This window comes from Proteus sp. MB838, from assembly GCF_054767435.1.
Genome location: NZ_BAABMO010000004.1, coordinates 1 through 17,425, shown reverse-complemented (window position 1 = coordinate 17,425; position 17,425 = coordinate 1). Strand labels below are relative to the sequence as shown.

Annotated in this window: 17 protein-coding genes, 1 pseudogene and 1 riboswitch; of the genes and pseudogenes, 10 read left to right on the top strand and 8 right to left on the bottom strand. The window is 39.3% G+C overall.

The features are described 5' to 3' along the window. Positions 1-219: 219 nt before the first annotated feature. The 4 genes from metC (at position 220) to sseA (ending at position 4,127) form a co-directional block, all read left to right on the top strand. Positions 220-1,395 (top strand): cystathionine beta-lyase, encoded by a 1,176-nt coding sequence (gene metC, locus ACYUCW_RS02645; protein ID WP_004244491.1) that lies wholly within the window; start codon positions 220-222, stop codon positions 1,393-1,395. Positions 1,396-1,430: 35 nt separating this feature from the next. Next, entirely contained in the window at positions 1,431-2,798 is a 1,368-nt protein-coding gene (dcuC, locus tag ACYUCW_RS02640) for a C4-dicarboxylate transporter DcuC (protein WP_004252125.1), read from the top strand. Positions 2,799-3,083: 285 nt separating this feature from the next. Further along, positions 3,084-3,269, top strand: a complete 186-nt coding sequence (locus ACYUCW_RS02635; protein WP_012367682.1) for a hypothetical protein — start codon at positions 3,084-3,086, stop codon at positions 3,267-3,269. A gap of 12 nt (positions 3,270-3,281) precedes the next feature. Beyond that, entirely contained in the window at positions 3,282-4,127 is an 846-nt protein-coding gene (sseA, locus tag ACYUCW_RS02630) for a 3-mercaptopyruvate sulfurtransferase (RefSeq protein WP_161680296.1), read from the top strand. 83 nt (positions 4,128-4,210) lie between these two features. On the opposite strand, the gene ACYUCW_RS02625 is transcribed toward sseA, so the two are convergent. The 3 genes from ACYUCW_RS02625 to rhlE all read right to left on the bottom strand — a co-directional run bounded on the left by ACYUCW_RS02625 (position 4,211) and on the right by rhlE (position 7,004). Continuing rightward, positions 4,211-4,459, bottom strand: coding sequence for a GlsB/YeaQ/YmgE family stress response membrane protein (locus tag ACYUCW_RS02625; protein WP_004244486.1), 249 nt, complete (start codon positions 4,457-4,459; stop codon positions 4,211-4,213). Positions 4,460-4,664: 205 nt separating this feature from the next. Further along, a complete protein-coding gene (gene dusC, locus ACYUCW_RS02620) occupies positions 4,665-5,597 on the bottom strand; it encodes a tRNA dihydrouridine(16) synthase DusC (RefSeq protein ID WP_004247575.1) in 933 nt (310 codons plus the stop codon). Between the two features lie 9 nt (positions 5,598-5,606). Next, complete coding sequence (gene rhlE / locus ACYUCW_RS02615; protein ID WP_004244484.1) at positions 5,607-7,004, bottom strand: ATP-dependent RNA helicase RhlE; 1,398 nt, start codon at positions 7,002-7,004, stop codon at positions 5,607-5,609. Positions 7,005-7,314: 310 nt separating this feature from the next. On the opposite strand from rhlE, the gene ACYUCW_RS02610 reads away from it, so the two are divergent. From ACYUCW_RS02610 to ACYUCW_RS02590, 5 genes are read left to right on the top strand one after another with little or no spacing between them, the layout of a single operon-like run. Then, positions 7,315-8,013, top strand: coding sequence for a transcriptional regulator (locus tag ACYUCW_RS02610; RefSeq protein WP_004247574.1), 699 nt, complete (start codon positions 7,315-7,317; stop codon positions 8,011-8,013). 17 nt (positions 8,014-8,030) lie between these two features. Beyond that, positions 8,031-9,017, top strand: a complete 987-nt coding sequence (gene hlyD / locus ACYUCW_RS02605) for a secretion protein HlyD (protein WP_004247573.1) — start codon at positions 8,031-8,033, stop codon at positions 9,015-9,017. Between the two features lie 20 nt (positions 9,018-9,037). Then, the gene (locus tag ACYUCW_RS02600; RefSeq protein WP_004247572.1) at positions 9,038-10,807 is read left to right on the top strand and encodes an ATP-binding cassette domain-containing protein; all 1,770 of its coding nucleotides are present in this window, start codon (positions 9,038-9,040) and stop codon (positions 10,805-10,807) included. Continuing rightward, complete coding sequence (locus ACYUCW_RS02595) at positions 10,800-11,951, top strand: ABC transporter permease (RefSeq protein WP_004244479.1); 1,152 nt, start codon at positions 10,800-10,802, stop codon at positions 11,949-11,951. Before ACYUCW_RS02600 ends, ACYUCW_RS02595 begins: the two co-directional genes overlap by 8 nt. A gap of 15 nt (positions 11,952-11,966) precedes the next feature. Continuing rightward, the gene (locus ACYUCW_RS02590; protein ID WP_004244478.1) at positions 11,967-13,076 is read left to right on the top strand and encodes an ABC transporter permease; all 1,110 of its coding nucleotides are present in this window, start codon (positions 11,967-11,969) and stop codon (positions 13,074-13,076) included. Positions 13,077-13,218: 142 nt separating this feature from the next. Here the strand turns inward: ACYUCW_RS02590 and ACYUCW_RS02585 are convergent, their stop codons facing one another. The 5 genes from ACYUCW_RS02585 to moaA all read right to left on the bottom strand — a co-directional run bounded on the left by ACYUCW_RS02585 (position 13,219) and on the right by moaA (position 16,330). Continuing rightward, on the bottom strand, positions 13,219-13,929 hold the full coding sequence (locus tag ACYUCW_RS02585; protein ID WP_004244477.1) for a Bax inhibitor-1/YccA family protein: 711 nt from the start codon (positions 13,927-13,929) through the stop codon (positions 13,219-13,221). A 194-nt stretch (positions 13,930-14,123) separates the two neighbouring features. Then, positions 14,124-14,585, bottom strand: a complete 462-nt coding sequence (moaE, locus tag ACYUCW_RS02580; protein WP_004244476.1) for a molybdopterin synthase catalytic subunit MoaE — start codon at positions 14,583-14,585, stop codon at positions 14,124-14,126. A 1-nt stretch (position 14,586) separates the two neighbouring features. Then, a complete protein-coding gene (moaD, locus tag ACYUCW_RS02575) occupies positions 14,587-14,832 on the bottom strand; it encodes a molybdopterin synthase sulfur carrier subunit (protein ID WP_004244475.1) in 246 nt (81 codons plus the stop codon). After that, on the bottom strand, positions 14,829-15,308 hold the full coding sequence (moaC, locus tag ACYUCW_RS02570; RefSeq protein WP_004247569.1) for a cyclic pyranopterin monophosphate synthase MoaC: 480 nt from the start codon (positions 15,306-15,308) through the stop codon (positions 14,829-14,831). The genes moaD and moaC overlap by 4 nt, the downstream gene beginning before the upstream one ends. A gap of 41 nt (positions 15,309-15,349) precedes the next feature. Beyond that, positions 15,350-16,330, bottom strand: a complete 981-nt coding sequence (gene moaA / locus ACYUCW_RS02565) for a GTP 3',8-cyclase MoaA (RefSeq protein WP_004244473.1) — start codon at positions 16,328-16,330, stop codon at positions 15,350-15,352. Further along, a riboswitch (molybdenum cofactor riboswitch) is annotated at positions 16,320-16,469 on the bottom strand. It overlaps the preceding gene by 11 nt. Before the next feature lie 289 nt (positions 16,470-16,758). Here moaA and ACYUCW_RS02560 point away from each other — a divergent pair. Beyond that, positions 16,759-17,425 (top strand): annotated as a pseudogene (locus tag ACYUCW_RS02560) (gluconeogenesis factor YvcK family protein); the annotation flags it as partial.

Genomic DNA, 17,425 nt, shown 5'->3' with positions numbered 1-17,425 from the left:
TATTTATACCTTTTAAATCTTAAACAATCTTTAAGATTTAATTAGAATAATTAATGATAAAAAATTAGAGCAAGATCATCATTTTTTAAAAATAGATATTTTAAAAATAAATATCTTTGTTATAAATAATAGCAACTACAAATTTCCAGCTCAAAATAGTAATTAAATTCTAAATTAATTACTGGGAGATCTTATTTTCTATATTCGGAGATATAAATAATGAAACAGAATAAACAAACAACATTGATACATAGTGGGCGTCAAGCAATTAAAACATCTGGCCCAATTAACCCTCCTGTTATGAGAGCCAGTACTATTGTTTTTGATTCAATAAAAAGTTGGCGTGAAATACGCGATCGTCGTATTACTGAACGAGTATTAAGCTATGGTGCTCGTGGTACAGAAACAGCGTTTGCACTTGAAGCATTAGTAACTGAATTAGAAGGTGGTTATCGAGCACAGCTCTTTCCTACAGGGCTAGCCGCAATTGCATTTACTATTATGGGCTACGCCCGAAGTGGTGGGCATGTTTTATTTGCTGATTCTGTCTATGAACCCGTACGTAAAATAGCCTCTGCTTTTTTAGAGCCTAATAATATCACTTATAGCTTTTTTAAAACTGACGGTTCAGATTTCGAGCAAAAAATTCAAGAAAACACTCAACTTATTTTCGTTGAATCACCGGGTTCATTACTTTATGAAATGCTGGATCTACCAGAAATTTGCCATATCGCTCATGAAAAAAATATTCCTGTTGGGGTGGATAATACTTGGGGCTCGGCATGGCTTTATAACCCTTTGGAATTAGGTGCTGATGTTTCTGTAATTGCTGCAACTAAATATTTATGCGGTCACTCAGATGTCATGATGGGCATTATGATCGCAAATGAAACCGCATGGAAACAAATTGGGGCATTACCAGAAGCTCTTGGTCAAGCAAGTAGCCCTGATGATGCCGCCTTAGTCCTGAGAGGAATGAGGACTCTTGCTCAACGTCTTACAAATCATGGTAAATCAGCACTGGCTATCGCTCAGTGGTTAGAAACACGCCCTGAAGTGGCCAAAGTTTGGTTTCCAGAGTTACCCACACATCCTCGCCATGACTTATGGAAACGTGATTGTAAAGGTAGTAATGGATTATTAACCATTGAATTTAAACAAAAATATACCATTAAACAATCTGAACAATTTATTGATGCATTAACCTTATTTGGTATTGGTGCATCTTGGGGAGGATTTGAAAGTCTTGCATTACCCGCCAATGTTATGGGTGCCAGAACAGCAACAGATTGGCGTGAAGGCCACGGTCCTTTTGTACGTTTACATATTGGTCTTGAGTCTACTGATGACTTAATTGCAGATCTCACCCAAGCATTTAGTGCATTAAATCAATAACAACAATACTGCATCACGACACTGGGGAATTAATTATGACTGGTTTAATTATTGCCGCGCTAGTTACTGCGTTGGTAGTTTATTTGCTGGCTCGAGGTTATAAACCTCAACCTGTGTTATTACTCGGAGGCATGCTGTTATTGCTCCTTACAGCTTCTCTCGATCTCAACCCTTTATTACCGGAAAATAAATCTACACAATTTAAGTATTTTGATATTTTCCAAATTTTTACCGATATTATGAGCTCGCGTTTAGCGGGTTTAGGTTTAACCTTAATGGCAATTGCTGGTTTCTCACGTTATATGGAACACGTGGGCGCCAGCCGAGCTTTATTTGCTATTTTTGAAAAACCATTAAAAACGATTAAATCCCCCTACTTATTACTGGTTATTTCATTTTTAGTCACACAAATTTTAGTTATTTTTATTCCTAGCCATGCAGGTTTAGGAATGTTACTCATGGTAACGATGTACCCTATTTTAATTCGCTCAGGTATTAGTCCTCTATCTGCTTTAGCTGTTATCGGTTGTTGTCAATTTATTGATCATGGACCCGGCTCTGGAAATGTTATTATGGCGGCTAAAACAGCGGATATTGAACCTGCAGTCTATTTTGTTCAACACCAACTCCCTATCACTATTCCTATTATCATTGCGGTTGCTATTACCCATTTCTTTATTCAACGTTGGTGGGATAAACGTGAGGGTTTTGTTTTCGACCCAACAGCTATTGATAATGTAAAAGAAGAAGGAAGTCAGGTGCCATTATCATATGCCTTATTACCCGTGATCCCTTTAATTCTTATTATTGGTTTTAGTCCGTTATTTCATAATTACATTAAATTAGAAGTGACTACCGCAATGATTATTAGTACGGTTATTGCACTAGTCTTTGAATATGTGCGATTGCGCGATGCTAAAGCGGTAATGAACAGTTTTATGTTGTTCTTTGAAGGCATGGGAAAACAGTTTGTTTTAGTTGTATCGTTGATTGTATCTGGGGAATTTTTTGCTAATGGATTACTAAAAAGTGGCGCGGTAGATACCTTAATTAGTTCTGCTCAAGATGCTGGCTTTGGTATTGCTGCGATGATTATTGTGATGAGTGCCATCTTAGCATTAGCAGCCTTTTTAATGGGATCGGGTAATGCTGCATTCTTTTCATTTGCCGCATTAACACCCAAAATTGCTGCGTTCTTAAAAGTCGATGTCATCACTTTAATTTTACCTATGCAAATTATGACCAGCTTTGGTCGCACAGTTTCACCTATTACGGCAGCTATTGTTGCTATTGCAGGAATTGCCAATGTCTCACCTTTCCAAATAGTGAAAAGAACCGCAATTCCAATGGCTATCGCCGCTACCGTTAACTTAGCGATGACATTCTGGTTTTTATACACATAATTTACAGCACCGATTGTGTATCAAATAAAATAATAAGTTGTATTCCCTTCCCCTTAAACTCGGTGACTCCTGAGTTTAAGGGCTTTTTGTTATTATCCATCATCCTAAACAATAACTATCACCATAATTAAAACTAGGTATTATTATATTCCAAATTTGTTTGTTTTTTGAACAGCGATATCGTATTTTAATACTAACCAATTTACTGCTTTATGTGGTACAGCACTTGTTTCAATGGCATATCTAGATATACTTTTTAGTAACATTCATCTGCACATAAATCTTATGAAAAAATTACTTCTTGTTGTTATCGCACTACTGGCTTTTGGCTCCCTTGGGGGCGTTTTTCTTGCCGGACTAAATATTTATACGCGCTCAACCACACCGGTAGACACAGAGCAAACTCAACCTAATCGCTCACCAGCACAGCAATTTCCAGCTCTACCAGATAGCTCACCATCGACGAAATAAAGAGGTTGCACCATGGAATTTGATTATTTTGTTACTCCACAATGGCTTTTTGAACATCACGACGCTCAAGATCTCGTGATAGTTGATGTTAGCGCGCCTATGCCTACGCAAGATATTGACTATCATCAGCGCTATCTTGAACGTCATATTCCTGGTGCCCATTTTTTTGATCTGGATGAAATCGCCGATAAAACAACATCATTACCACATATGTTGCCATCTGACACACTGTTTTCTGAAACCTTAACTCAGTTAGGTATTTCAAATAATACAACAGTGATCCTCTATGATATCGGCAATCTCTTTTCAGCACCTCGTGGCTGGTGGACTTTTACTACCTTAGGTTGTCACAAGGTGCGTATTCTGGCCGGTGGTTTACAAGCTTGGCAAGAAGCGGGGTTCCCCCTTGAACAAGGAGAAACGCCCAAAGTCCCAGCCACTCACCCTTTTATCGTCACACGCCACACTCAACGCTGTGTCGATAAACAACAAATACTGGATAATCTGACCACGCAACAAAATCAAATCATTGATGCTCGCTCGGCGGATAGATTTTATGGCAGAGCACCAGAGCCTCGCCCTGGTTTACGTAGGGGCCATATTCCCAATAGTAAAAATGTTCCTTGGGATAGCTTAGTCATTAATGGACAATTAAAAGATAAAGCGCAATTACAGCACATTTTTGAACAAGCGGGAGTCGATTTATCTCAGCCAATTATTGTCAGTTGTGGCTCAGGTATGACTGCGGCTATTCTATTTTTAGCTTTAACTCTATTGGGCTGCCAAAATATCGCACTGTATGATGGCTCTTGGGCGCAGTGGGGAGCAGAAAACGCATTACCTTGTGAATGCGAATAAAATAAAAGCGATAGTGAAGTTAACGCAAAAAAGTAAACCCGCAGATGCGGGTTTAATAGTATTAATAGACTCTTTATTTCCAATTAACTGGCAAATATTTTTGCTAAATAAAGCACAACGATTGCCCCTATTACGGCAACGACAAAACTACCAAAATTGAAACCATCTACTTTGCCTTTACCAAAGAAATTACTAATTACACCACCAACTACAGCACCCACAATACCTAGAATACAGGTCCAGATAAGGCCGATATCATACGAGCCAGGCATTAAAAATTTGGCTAAGATACCCGCAATAAGACCGAACACAATCCAAGAAAGAAATCCCATAGTTCCCCCTAAATGTAGTGATAATATAGATAGTATATTAAAAATGGTCACTTTAAGAGTGTAAGACGAAATAGTGATTTTTTCCAATAATTGTACTTAAACAGCAATTATTTTTTTCATATTCAGATATTTTTACCTTTTTATAGAAAAAACCAGCACCTTATTATTAATGCTGGTTTTGGCTATTAATAACCTATTGTGGTTATTATAACGCTTCTATTATTTTGGCTATTTCAGGTGAGGTTTTTAGCGTTCTAATTTGACTAAAAAGTGCATCAGCATCTTGATATTCTTTCCTTAAATATCCCAACCACTGTTTTATACGGGAAGCATGGTAATAAGTGGTATCCCCTTGCTTTTCTAGACGAATATAGCGTTTAAGTAATTGGATCACTTGTGACCAAGGCATTTTTTCTTCAATACCTTTTATCACATTACTTAAATTGGGCGTATGCATCGCCCCGCGACCTATCATAATCGCATCACAGCCGGTTATCTTTAAACAAGAGATAGCATCTTCTCGACACCAAATCTCACCGTTAGCGATAACGGGAATAGTCAATTTTTGGCGAATTTCACCAATCGCCTGCCAGTTTATCTTATCAGCACGATAACCATCTTCTTTTGTTCTACCGTGGATAGTAATTTCTGTCGCGCCACCTTGTTCTACGGCATCGGCAATTTCATGACAATAAGATGAACAATCCCACCCTAATCGGACCTTTACAGAAACAGGTAAATCCGCAGGTACAGCACCACGCATCGCTTTAGTTGCTTGATAAATCGTTTCTGGTTGTTTTAATAACGAGGCACCACCACCATTACCATTGACGGTTTTAGAAGGACAACCACAATTAAGATCAACCCCCCATGAACCTAAAGAGACGGCTCGAAAAGCGTTTTCTGCCAACCATTGTGGATTTTGCCCTAATAATTGTACCCGCACCAAAGTGCCACTTTGCGTGCGGCTTTGGGTGTGTAATTCAGGGCATAAACGATAAAATGCTTTTGGCGGTAATAATGAATCAACAACGCGAATAAATTCCGTGATACAGAGATCGTAATGATTAATCGCCGTCAGTAGATCTCTCACAAGGGGGTCTAACACCCCCTCCATTGGCGCTAATAGGACTCGCACAGTTTAGCCTCAAAATTCTTTTCTAGCTTTTGACCAAGGATTTTGATTATCACGATCATCATCGTGTTTGCGTGAACGTCTAGCTGGTTTAGATTTATTCTGTTTTATCTCACCCGTTTCACTCTCTTTTTGATTACGACTATTTTTATTACGTGGTGTATGGCGATTATCTTTGCCACGCATATCAGCACGACCATGTCCGCCTTCTTTATTATTACGTGCTTTATTCTTTGGCTTTTTATGCAAAGGTGCCGCTTTTATTGAGGGATCAGGATCATAACCTTCTAATGCTAAACGAGGAATTTCACGTTTTAATAAGCGTTCAATATCGGCTAATAAGCCATGTTCATCAACACAAACTAAAGATATCGCTTTACCTGTTGCCGCCGCACGCCCTGTTCGACCAATACGATGAACGTAATCTTCTGCTACCTGCGGTAATTCAAAGTTGACCACATAAGGAAGTTGGTCAATATCAAGTCCCCGCGCTGCAATATCAGTGGCAACTAACGCTTTTAATTTACCGTCTTTAAAATCAGCTAAAGCACGTGTTCTAGCTCCTTGGCTTTTATTACCATGGATCGCCGCTGATTTGATGCCATCTAAATTAAGATGTTCAGCTAATTTATTCGCACCATGTTTAGTTCGAGTAAAAATAAGAACTTGAGGCCAATTTTCTAGACCAATTAAGTGTGATAACAGCTCTGTCTTACGCTTTTTATCCACTAAATGGACATATTGATCAACAGATTCAGCCGCTGAGTTTTTGGGGGCAACAGCAATACTTATAGGATTGTTGAGTAGTGAGTTAGCAAGCCCTGTTATCTCTTTTGAAAAAGTCGCTGAAAAGAGTAAATTTTGTCGTTTTTTCGGTAACTTATTGATGACTCGACGAATATCATGAATAAATCCCATATCTAACATACGATCAGCTTCATCTAACACCAATACTTCAACGCGAGATAAGTCGACAGCATTTTGATGTTCAAGATCAAGTAAGCGGCCCGGTGTTGCAATCAAAACATCGACGCCACCTCGTAGTTTCATCATTTGAGGATTGATACTAACGCCACCAAAAACCACCAATGAACGAATAGGTAAATAACGACTATAAGCTTTTACGTTATCGGCAATTTGTGCAGCTAATTCACGTGTAGGGGTTAAAATAAGTGCTTTAACTGGCTTACGCCCTTTCGTTTTCTCTGCTGATGTAGCGAGTTTTTCCAGTATCGGTAATGTAAATGCGGCCGTTTTTCCCGTACCCGTTTGTGCACTTGCTAATACGTCCTTACCCGCCAAAATCGGCTCAATCGCCTGTTGTTGAATAGGGGTTGGGGTTTTATACCCTTGTTCATCAATAGCGCGGAGAAGCGCCTCACTTAAACCAAGCGATGTAAAATCGGTCAAAACAGAAATCTCCTACAACCAGAACGTATAACACGGTGATTGAAATTAAAAATGACGGGCTTTCACCTCAAGGTGAAAGAGAATGAACCTTATCAGGTTAACCTAATAGCGGTCATTTTAACAGTTTTGCTATCTTGCGAATATAAAAATAATTTTTAAATAAATCATGTTTTTTTTATTACATGTCATCTTTATTTCATTATTTACTACAAATTTATCCTGTTACTCAATATCATCGAATATACTACTTTCAATAACGACTATTTTAATGTTATTTCTTTGTTACATTTTACTTAAGTAAGGTATCCTTATGCCAGACACACACCAAAAGAAAACTCGAGGGGAACTTGCAAAACGACAGTTATTAGAAGCTGCCTGTGAAATCTTTGGTAAAAATGGGCCTGATGGCGCCACAACTCGCCAGATTGCGCAAGCTGCGAAGCAAAATATCGCGGCTATTGCTTACTATTTTGGCTCTAAAGAAGGGTTATATCTCGCTGTTGCACAGTATATTGCCGATTTAATTCGAATTGATTTTGAACCCACCGTTGCACAACTTGATGATTTTCTTGAAAAACCTAATCCAACAGAGCACTTACCCCTATTACAAAAACTGATCATTGACAGTTTTTTGCAATATGCCCGACTCGTACTTGATAAAAGCAATGTACATATCAGTCGTATTATGGCAAGAGAACAACTTGTTCCCACAGAAGCCTATTCCCTTATCCACCAGCAAGCGTTATCTCCGCTATTAACTCGTGTAAATCGTTTATTAGCACTTTATATTGGCTTAGATCCAACTTTACCAAAAACCATGCTACATACTCACGCTATTTTGGGAGAGGTGCTATCATTTCGATTAGTACGAGAAACCATTTTACGCCAAACTGGATGGGATAGAATTGGTAAACAGGAATATGAAATTATTTCTAATACCTTAAAAGTACATATTACTTTACTACTTGATGGACTAAGAGAGATCTATACTCATAACAACCATGCATAAATATAAATAGAGTTATTATGAAAACGAAAAAAATCAGTGTCTTTATTATCTTAATGATTATTATCGGTATTATCGCAGGTATCTATTATTATGAAGAGAACAAAGATCCTGAGTTAGTACTCTATGGAAATGTTGATATTCGGACGGTTAACTTAAGTTTTCGTGTTGCAGGCAAGTTAGCGGAACTACAAGTTGATGAAGGTGCGCCGGTCACCAAAGGTCAATTATTAGGCCAACTCGATGATGCACCTTACATTAATGCATTAAATAAAGCTTATGGTGAACGTGATAGTGCCATCGCTTCATTAGCCTTAATGGAGGCTGGTTACCGCAGTGAAGAAATTGCACAAGCCCAGTCAGATGTGTCATTAAAACGTGCCGCATGGCAATATGCTGAAAACTTTTATAAGCGACAACAAGATCTTGCTAATCGCAAAGTTATTTCAGCCAATGACTTAGACAGTGCCCGCAATAATCGTAACCAAGCGGCTGCGGCATTAAAAGCAGCACAAGACAAACTCAATCAATATCAAAATGGTTATCGCCAAGAAGATATTGATATGGCAAGAGGTCAAGTACTTCAAGCCAAAGCGGCAGTTGCCCAAGCAGAGCTTAATCTTCAAGACACCAAATTAACCTCACCTGCAGAAGGAACTATACTGACTCGTGCTGTGGAGCCTGGCACTATTTTATCAGCAGGAAGCCCTGTTTTTACTGTTTCTTTAACTAACCCTGTGTGGGTTAGAGCTTATATTAGTGAAAATCATTTAGGTGAAGCGATACCTAATCGCGAAGTGTATCTTTATACCGACAGTCGCAAAGATAAGCCTTATCATGGCACTATAGGTTTTGTTTCGCCAACCGCTGAGTTTACCCCTAAAAGCGTTGAAACACCGGAACTACGCACTGATCTAGTTTATCGTATAAGAGTGGTTGTCACCGATGCTGATGATGCATTACGCCAAGGAATGCCAGTGACCTTGAAATTTGCACCGACTCATTAAGTTGAGGAGAGGCAATCAATATGGATAACACAAATTACACCATCAATTTAAGCGGTGTTGAAAAACGCTTTATTGGGCTTGAAAAACCGGCGGTTGCTTCACTCACCGCCACCATTACCGGTGGTTCAGTCACAGGTCTTGTCGGCCCTGATGGTGCGGGAAAAACAACCCTAATCCGCATGCTAGCAGGATTACTAAAACCTGATGCTGGTGAGATCAAAATTTTAGGAATGGATCCGCAAAAACAGAGTGTTGATGTTAGGGCTATCCTCGGTTATATGCCACAAAAATTTGGCTTATATGAAGATCTCACTGTGCTAGAGAATCTCAACCTTTATGCAGATTTAAAAAATGTTATCGGTGAAGAGAGAAAAAGAGTTTATCAACAGCTACTCTCTTTTACTGACTTAACACGTTTTACCTCTCGTCTAGCGGGTAATCTTTCTGGTGGGATGAAACAAAAATTAGGGTTAGCTTGTACTCTATTAGGTAGTCCCAAAGTCCTGTTATTAGATGAGCCGGGAGTTGGTGTTGATCCCATTGCCCGTCGAGAGCTTTGGCAAATGGTTCATACCTTAGCCGGTGATGGCATGCTTATCTTATGGAGTACCTCTTATCTTGATGAAGCAGAACAATGTAAAAACATTCTGCTACTGAATAAAGGTGAATTACTTTATAGCGGTGTACCTCAGACCTTAACGGCTAAAATGGCGGGACGCTCTTTTTTACTCAATGTTGAAGGTCATCAGCGTCGAAAAGTATTGCAACAAGCCATTATACAACCTCAAGTGACCGATGGCGTGATCCAAGGGCAATCTGTACGATTGATCTTAAAAAAACACAGTGACCAAACAGCATTGTTAAACGCCTTAGGAAAACCAGATGCAAAACTTATTCCGGCGACACCGCGCTTTGAAGATGCCTTTATTGATTTATTAGGTGGTGGCCCTTCTCATAAATCTGAACTGGCGGAGATCATGCCACAAATCCCCCCAGCACCCGATGAAACCGTTATTGAAGCACAACAATTAACGAAAATGTTCGGTCAATTTGCCGCCACTGATCATGTTGATTTCCAAGTTAAACGTGGGGAGATTTTCGGATTATTAGGCCCTAACGGTGCGGGAAAATCGACAACTTTTAAGATGATGTGCGGGCTATTAGTACCAACGAGTGGTAAAGCATTAGTGTTAGGTATGGATCTGAAAGTCAGCTCAGGTAAAGCTCGCCAACATTTAGGTTATATGGCACAAAAATTCTCGCTATATAGCAACTTAAAAGTGGGGCAAAACCTGAAATTTTTTTCTGGGGTTTATGGATTATATGGTAAGCAACAGCGCAATAAAATTAATGATATGATAACCGCATTTGGCTTACAGCCAATGATTAATCAAATCACCGATACCTTACCTCTTGGCTATAAACAGCGTCTTGCCCTTGCATGCTCTTTGATGCATGAGCCAGATATTCTTTTTCTTGATGAACCTACCTCAGGGGTTGACCCTTTAACACGCCGTGAATTCTGGCTTCATATCAATGGAATGGTGGATAAAGGTGTAACAGTGATGGTAACGACTCACTTTATGGATGAAGCTGAATATTGTGATCGTATCGGTTTGGTTTATCGCGGAAAAATTATTGCAGCAGGCGAGCCGGATTCATTAAAACAGATGGTAGCAACAGAAGAAAATCCGACCCCCTCTATGGAAGATGCTTTTATTGGCTTAGTACTGGATTACGATAAAAAACTTGAACAAGAAAATCACCAAGGGAGCGAAAAACATGAGTAATTCGTCTCAATCATCACCTGCACATTTTTCTTGGCGACGTTTATATGCTCTTTGTTTAAAAGAGACTAAACAAATCACCCGTGATCCCAGTAGCGCGCTTATTGCTATTGTTATCCCCCTCACCTTACTGTTTATTTTTGGTTACGGTATCAACTTAGATTCAAGCAAATTAAATATTGGTATACTAACTAACCAACAAAGCCAACCGGCACAAGAGTTAGTGTATACTTTTACCAACTCTCCCTATATTAACGCCACCATTAGCGATAATCGCCAATTGCTTATCGATAAAATGCAAGCCGGAGAAATTCGTGGCATTGTGGTTATTCCTGTCGACTTTGCGCAATTATTAGCCCGACAAGATAGCAAAGCTCCCATTCAAGTGATCACCGATGGTAGTGAGCCAAATACCGCAAACTTTGTACAAGCCTATACCAAAGGGGTTTGGCAAATCTGGTTACAGCAACAAGCTTTAAGTCAAGGCATTCAACAGCAACCATTAATTGAAATTGAGCCAAGGTATTGGTTTAACCCTGCAGCCATCAGCCAACACTATATTATTCCCGGTGCCGTCACTATTATCATCACCGTGGTTGGGGCTATTCTAACCTCTTTGGTTATCGCTCGAGAATGGGAGCGTGGCACCATGGAAGCCTTACTCTCAACCCAAATTACACGCACAGAATTACTGCTTTCCAAGCTTATTCCTTATCAAGTATTAGGCAGTTTTGTTATGGTGCTATGTATGTTGGTCACTGTCTATATATTAGGCGTGCCTTACCGTGGCTCATTATGGATTTTAGCGGGTATTACTTCACTATTTTTAGCCACTGCACTAGGTATGGGGCTATTGATCTCCACCCTAACTCGCAATCAATTTAACGCGGCAATGATCTCACTTAATGCGGCTTTTTTACCTGCGGTGATGTTATCAGGCTTTGTGTTTGAAATTGATAGCATGCCATTTTTTATTCAAGTAGTGACCTATTTTATTCCCGCACGTTATTTTGTTAGTAGCTTACAGACACTCTTCTTAGCGGGAGATATTCCGATGATCTTAATGCTGGATATGTGGCTATTAATTGTTTCAGCCATCTTTTTTATTGGCTTAACGGCGTTAGCAACACGTCGTCGCTTAGATTAATAAGGGAGAGTTTTTATGTTTCATCGTCTTCTCACCCTGATAATGAAAGAGCTACAGTCATTATTACAAGAGCCGCAAACACGGATTATCTTAATATTACCGGTTATCTTTCAGATGATCTTATTCCCTTTTGCGGCCACCCTTGATGTTACCAATGCCTCTGTTGCTATTTTTGATGAAGACAATGGTAAACAATCTATTGAATTAACCCAACGCATAGCCAAAGCCAGTGCTTTTTCTGAAACCCTATTATTAAAAAGTGAACATGAAATTAAAGAGACGATTAATAATCGTAAAGCCTTGCTATTAGTGCGTTTTCCACAAAATTTTAGTGCTAATTTAGCCAGTCATACTCCGGTAAAATTACAATTAATTCTTGATGGACGTAATTCTAATAGTGCACAAATTGCGGCAAATTATGTACAACAAATTGTGCAAAATTATCAAACAGAATTAGCCGGCGATACCCCATCTTTACTGAATAAAAGCGAATTAGTAGTACGCAATTGGTATAACCCCAATTTAAACTATAAATGGTTTATTGTGCCTTCTTTAGTAGCCTTAATTATCACCATCGGGGTAATGATAGTAACATCACTGTCTGTTGCTAGAGAGCGAGAGCAAGGGACATTAGATCAGCTATTAGTTTCACCGTTATCAACTTGGCAAATCTTTGTGGGAAAAGCGGTTCCTGCCATGGTTGTTGCGGCAGTACAGGGAACCATTGTATTAATTATCGGTATTTTCGGCTATCAAATACCTTTTTCAGGCTCACTGCTATTATTTTACTTTACCATGCTTATTTACGGTTTATCGCTGGTAGGTTTTGGGCTTTTGATTTCCGCGTTAAGTTCAACACAACAACAAGCATTTATTGGTGTGTTCGTATTTATGATGCCCGCAGTATTATTATCAGGCTATATTTCTCCAGTGGAAAATATGCCAGTTTGGTTACAGCAAGCCACATGGATAAACCCAATCCGTCATTTCACCGATATTACCAAACAAATCTACCTCAAAAATGCCGATATTACCGTAATATGGCATAGTTTATGGGCACTGATTGTTATTGCTATTGGGACAGGATCTATTGCCTATTATCTTTTCCGCAGGAAGATAGTATAAAATCTGTACCTTGATAGATAAGAATAAACATCTCACGCTATAAATAACGACTTGCTGCCCGTATTTTATAAATACAAAAAATCCCATAACTGAAGAGGTTATGGGATTTAACTATGCGGTTATTAAACGACGCAGTTTATGATTAACGACGATCGCCTAAAATACGCAGTAACATTAAGAACAGGTTGATAAAATCTAAATAAAGCGTTAATGCACCCATAATTGAGTAACGGCGCATATTTTCTTTATCTTCTTGATTAATTTCGCTACCCATATCCTTTAATTTTTGTGTGTCATATGCGGTTAAACCAGCGAAAATCAGTACACCTGCGTAAGAGATAACCATGCTCATCATGCTGCTTTGCATAAAGATATTAACAATAGAAGCAATGATAATACCGATAAGCCCCATAAACAGGAAGCTACCCATCCCAGTTAAACTACGTTTAGTGGTGTAACCATAAACACTTAATGCACCAAACATTGCCGCACAGATAAAGAAAGTGCTAGCAACAGAGGAGTAAGTATAAACAATTAACACACTCGAAATAGTGACACCTGTTAATGCGGAATAGAGCATAAAGAGGGTTGTAGCAAGCGCACCACTCATTTTATGTACCATACCGGATAATATAAAAACTAATGCTAATTGAGCGATAATCAAACCGAAGAAAAAGATCTTATTAGTGAAGATCATCTCAATTAAAGTCGCGCTGGATGCAACATACAGAGCAACAAATGCAGTAAGTAACAGACCTACTGTCATCCAGCCATACACTTGCGCCATAAAGGTTTGTAGACCTGTACCAGTGCGCTGTACGATTGAATCATTTGAACGTGAAAATCGATCCATGATGATTACCCTTTAATCATAGTGATAACGTTGAATTTAACGATAACGTTTATTTCAGTAAAGAGCCCATTATGGACTCATTAGTGATTAATTTTATCACACTAATGTTACATTTCCACGAAATAAACTGTATAGAATGTCACCGTAAAATAAATTTAAGTAAAGTGATATTGTCTTTGATTTCGCTTGATGAATTATTCCCAACGCTTAGCTGAATCATAGTCACTTTGGCGAGCATCAACCCATCTATCTTGGTTAGCTGATAGCCCCTCTTTTTTCCAAAAAGGCGCGCGCGTTTTTAAAAAATCCATAATAAATTCTGCGGATTCAAAAGCACTATGGCGATGTGCGCTGGTCACACCAACAAACACGATCTCTTCACCAATATTTAATTGGCCAACACGGTGGATGACGCTGACTCTTTGTAAAGGCCAACGCGCGCGTGCTTGCTCAACAATGTCATTTAACGCCTTTTCTGTCATACCAGGATAATGCTCTAGAGTTAGCGTATTAACTTCATCACCTAAATTATGATTACGCACTTTTCCTGTAAAAGTGACGACCGCACCATCACTTTCACACTCTGACAACCATTGATATTCATCACCAACATTAAAATGTTCGTTTTGGACTGATATACGGGTCAATGTACTCATCTTAGCCCCCTGTTACAGGTGGGAAAAAAGCCACTTCATCACCGTCTTTAATGGCATAAGTGCCTTGAACAAAGGATTGATTTACCGCGGATAACAATTTGCCATCTTCAAGCGCTAATGCCCAACGATCGCCTTTGTTAATTAAAGCACGGCGTAAATCATCCACTGTTGGATAATCATTTTGTAATTCCAGTGAATCAACACCCACTAATTCACGCACTTGGGCGAAAAAAAGAACCTTAATCATGCATCCACCTTAAAGTGTCCCGATTTACCACCGGTTTTTTCTAATAAACGCACAGATCCTATGACCATATCTTTTTGTACTGCTTTGCACATATCATAGATAGTCAATGCGGCCACTGATGCGGCAGTGAGAGCTTCCATTTCAACCCCCGTTTTACCCGTTAAGCGACACACTGATTCAATACGCACACGATTTGAGTCTGTAAGGGCTTCTAAATGGACTTCAACTTTGGTTAACAGCAATGGGTGACATAAAGGAATTAATTCCCATGTTCTTTTGGCTGCTTGAATACCCGCAATACGTGCGGTAGCAAAGACATCTCCCTTATGGTGTCGACCTTCGGTTATCATTGCTAAGGTTTCTGCTGACATTTCAACAAAGGCTTCTGCTCGTGCTTCACGTACGGTTTCAGCTTTGGCGCTAACATCCACCATATGCGCTTCACCGGCAGCATTAATATGAGTTAGTTGAGACATGCACAACTCCTGAAATTAACTAAATAACAGAGCGAAAAAACTTATCCACCAATCACAGAAAGATTAGGGGTAATACCACTATCGCCCTGATGAAGAAAATGTGTTTCTCTTTTATGAAGAAGTCCACCCTGAATACGCTGTTGTAGAGCTTGTTGTTGTGCATCATCAGCCAATAAATCGCGTAAAGGAATACCATTTTCGCCAAATAAGCAAAGATGAAGATTACCAATCGCAGAAACGCGTAAACGGTTACAGGTGACACAGAAGTCTTTTTCATAAGGCATGATAAGACCAATTTCACCTTGATAATCAGGATGAGTAAAGACTTGAGCTGGCCCATCACTACGGGCGCGAGGAATTTGTAGCCAACCTTCGTTAAGTAAACGTTGGCGGATCACTTCACCAGATAAATGAAAGCGATTAAAAACATCACTACCATCACCAGTTTCCATTAGTTCAATAAAGCGTAGTTGTATCGGTCTGTCTTTGATCCAATGGAGAAAATCAGGCAAGTTTTTATCATTTACGTTGCGCATTAACACAACATTGACTTTCACTTTGTCATAACCTGCCGTAAAAGCAGCGTCTATTCCTTCCATCACTTGATGGAATTTATCTTGCCCGGTAATGGCATGAAATTGGCGGGGATCTAAGCTATCAACACTGACATTTATCGCACTTAGCCCCGCATCACGCCATTGTGCAACATCACGGGCTAAACGATAGCCGTTTGTTGTCACAGCAATCTTTTTAATGGCTGGGTTTTCATTAATAGTCGCGATAATATCAGTAAAATCTCGACGCATCGTAGGCTCACCACCCGTTAAACGGATTTTTTCTGTGCCTAATTCAGCAAAAGAGTGAGTCAGTCGGCGGATTTCATCCAGTGATAGAAAGGACTTATGACCATTTGGCTTGTAGCCATTAGGTAAGCAGTAAGTGCAACGGAAATTACACACGTCTGTGATTGATAGACGTAAATAGAAAAATTTGCGGGAAAACGCATCAACAAGTTGTTGCATAATAACACCTTTCCAAATTCGGGAGATGCGGGCATTTCTACCGTGCACCCTGGTGACTTAGTTAGTCACGGCCAGAACATCATATCTTTTGGATAAAGCTTGTTGACTTAGATGTTAAGGCTAGGAGTTAATCTTTACCTGTTTTTAACAGGTTCTTATACCAATATTTTATGTGTGGATTTTACCTGTTTATTTAATAAAAAGCGAATATTGTTTTCGTTATATAATTTATAATACAACGACTTACAACACTTTTTTTATTTTTATTCTATTTACACTCCCCTTACTCTTCCCTTTTATTTGTCTAAATAACCAGCAATCGATACTCATTCAAGATTAAGAATGTGATGAAATCACGCCGTGATCATAGGCTTAAATTATAATTGTGATAAATTAGCGGCAAATTTTTAAAAGTGAGTAAGACAATTATGCGAAATCGCACGCTAAGTGATTTAGATCGTGTTGTAGCCCTTGGTGGAGGTCATGGCCTTGGACGTGTGCTTTCAGCACTCTCCCATTTAGGAACACGCCTTACGGGGATTGTCACGACAACAGATAATGGTGGCTCCACGGGACGTATTCGTAAAGACGAAGGCGGTATCGCGTGGGGAGATATGCGCAATTGTATTAATCAATTAATCACAGAGCCTTCCGTTGCTTCTGCGATGTTTGAATACCGTTTCTCAGGCACAGGAGAGCTTGCTGGACACAACTTAGGTAATCTTATGCTAAAGGCCTTAGATAACTTAAGCGTTCGTCCATTAGAAGCAATTAATCTTATCCGCGGTCTACTTAGAGTCAATGCTCATCTTATTCCTATGTCAGAACAAGCGGTTGATTTAATGGCCATTGATGATGAAGGTAATGAAATCTATGGCGAGGTCAATGTAGATAATTTACCGAGGATGCCTCGTCAATTAAAACTCTATCCAGACGTCACCACCACACGAGAAGCCATTGAAGCCATTGAGCAAGCTGATTTAATTTTAATTGGCCCGGGCAGTTTTTTTTACCAGTTTGATGCCTTTATTGTTGCTACCTGATTTAGCTAAAGCATTACGTCGTAGCAGTGCCACTACTATTTATATTGGTAAT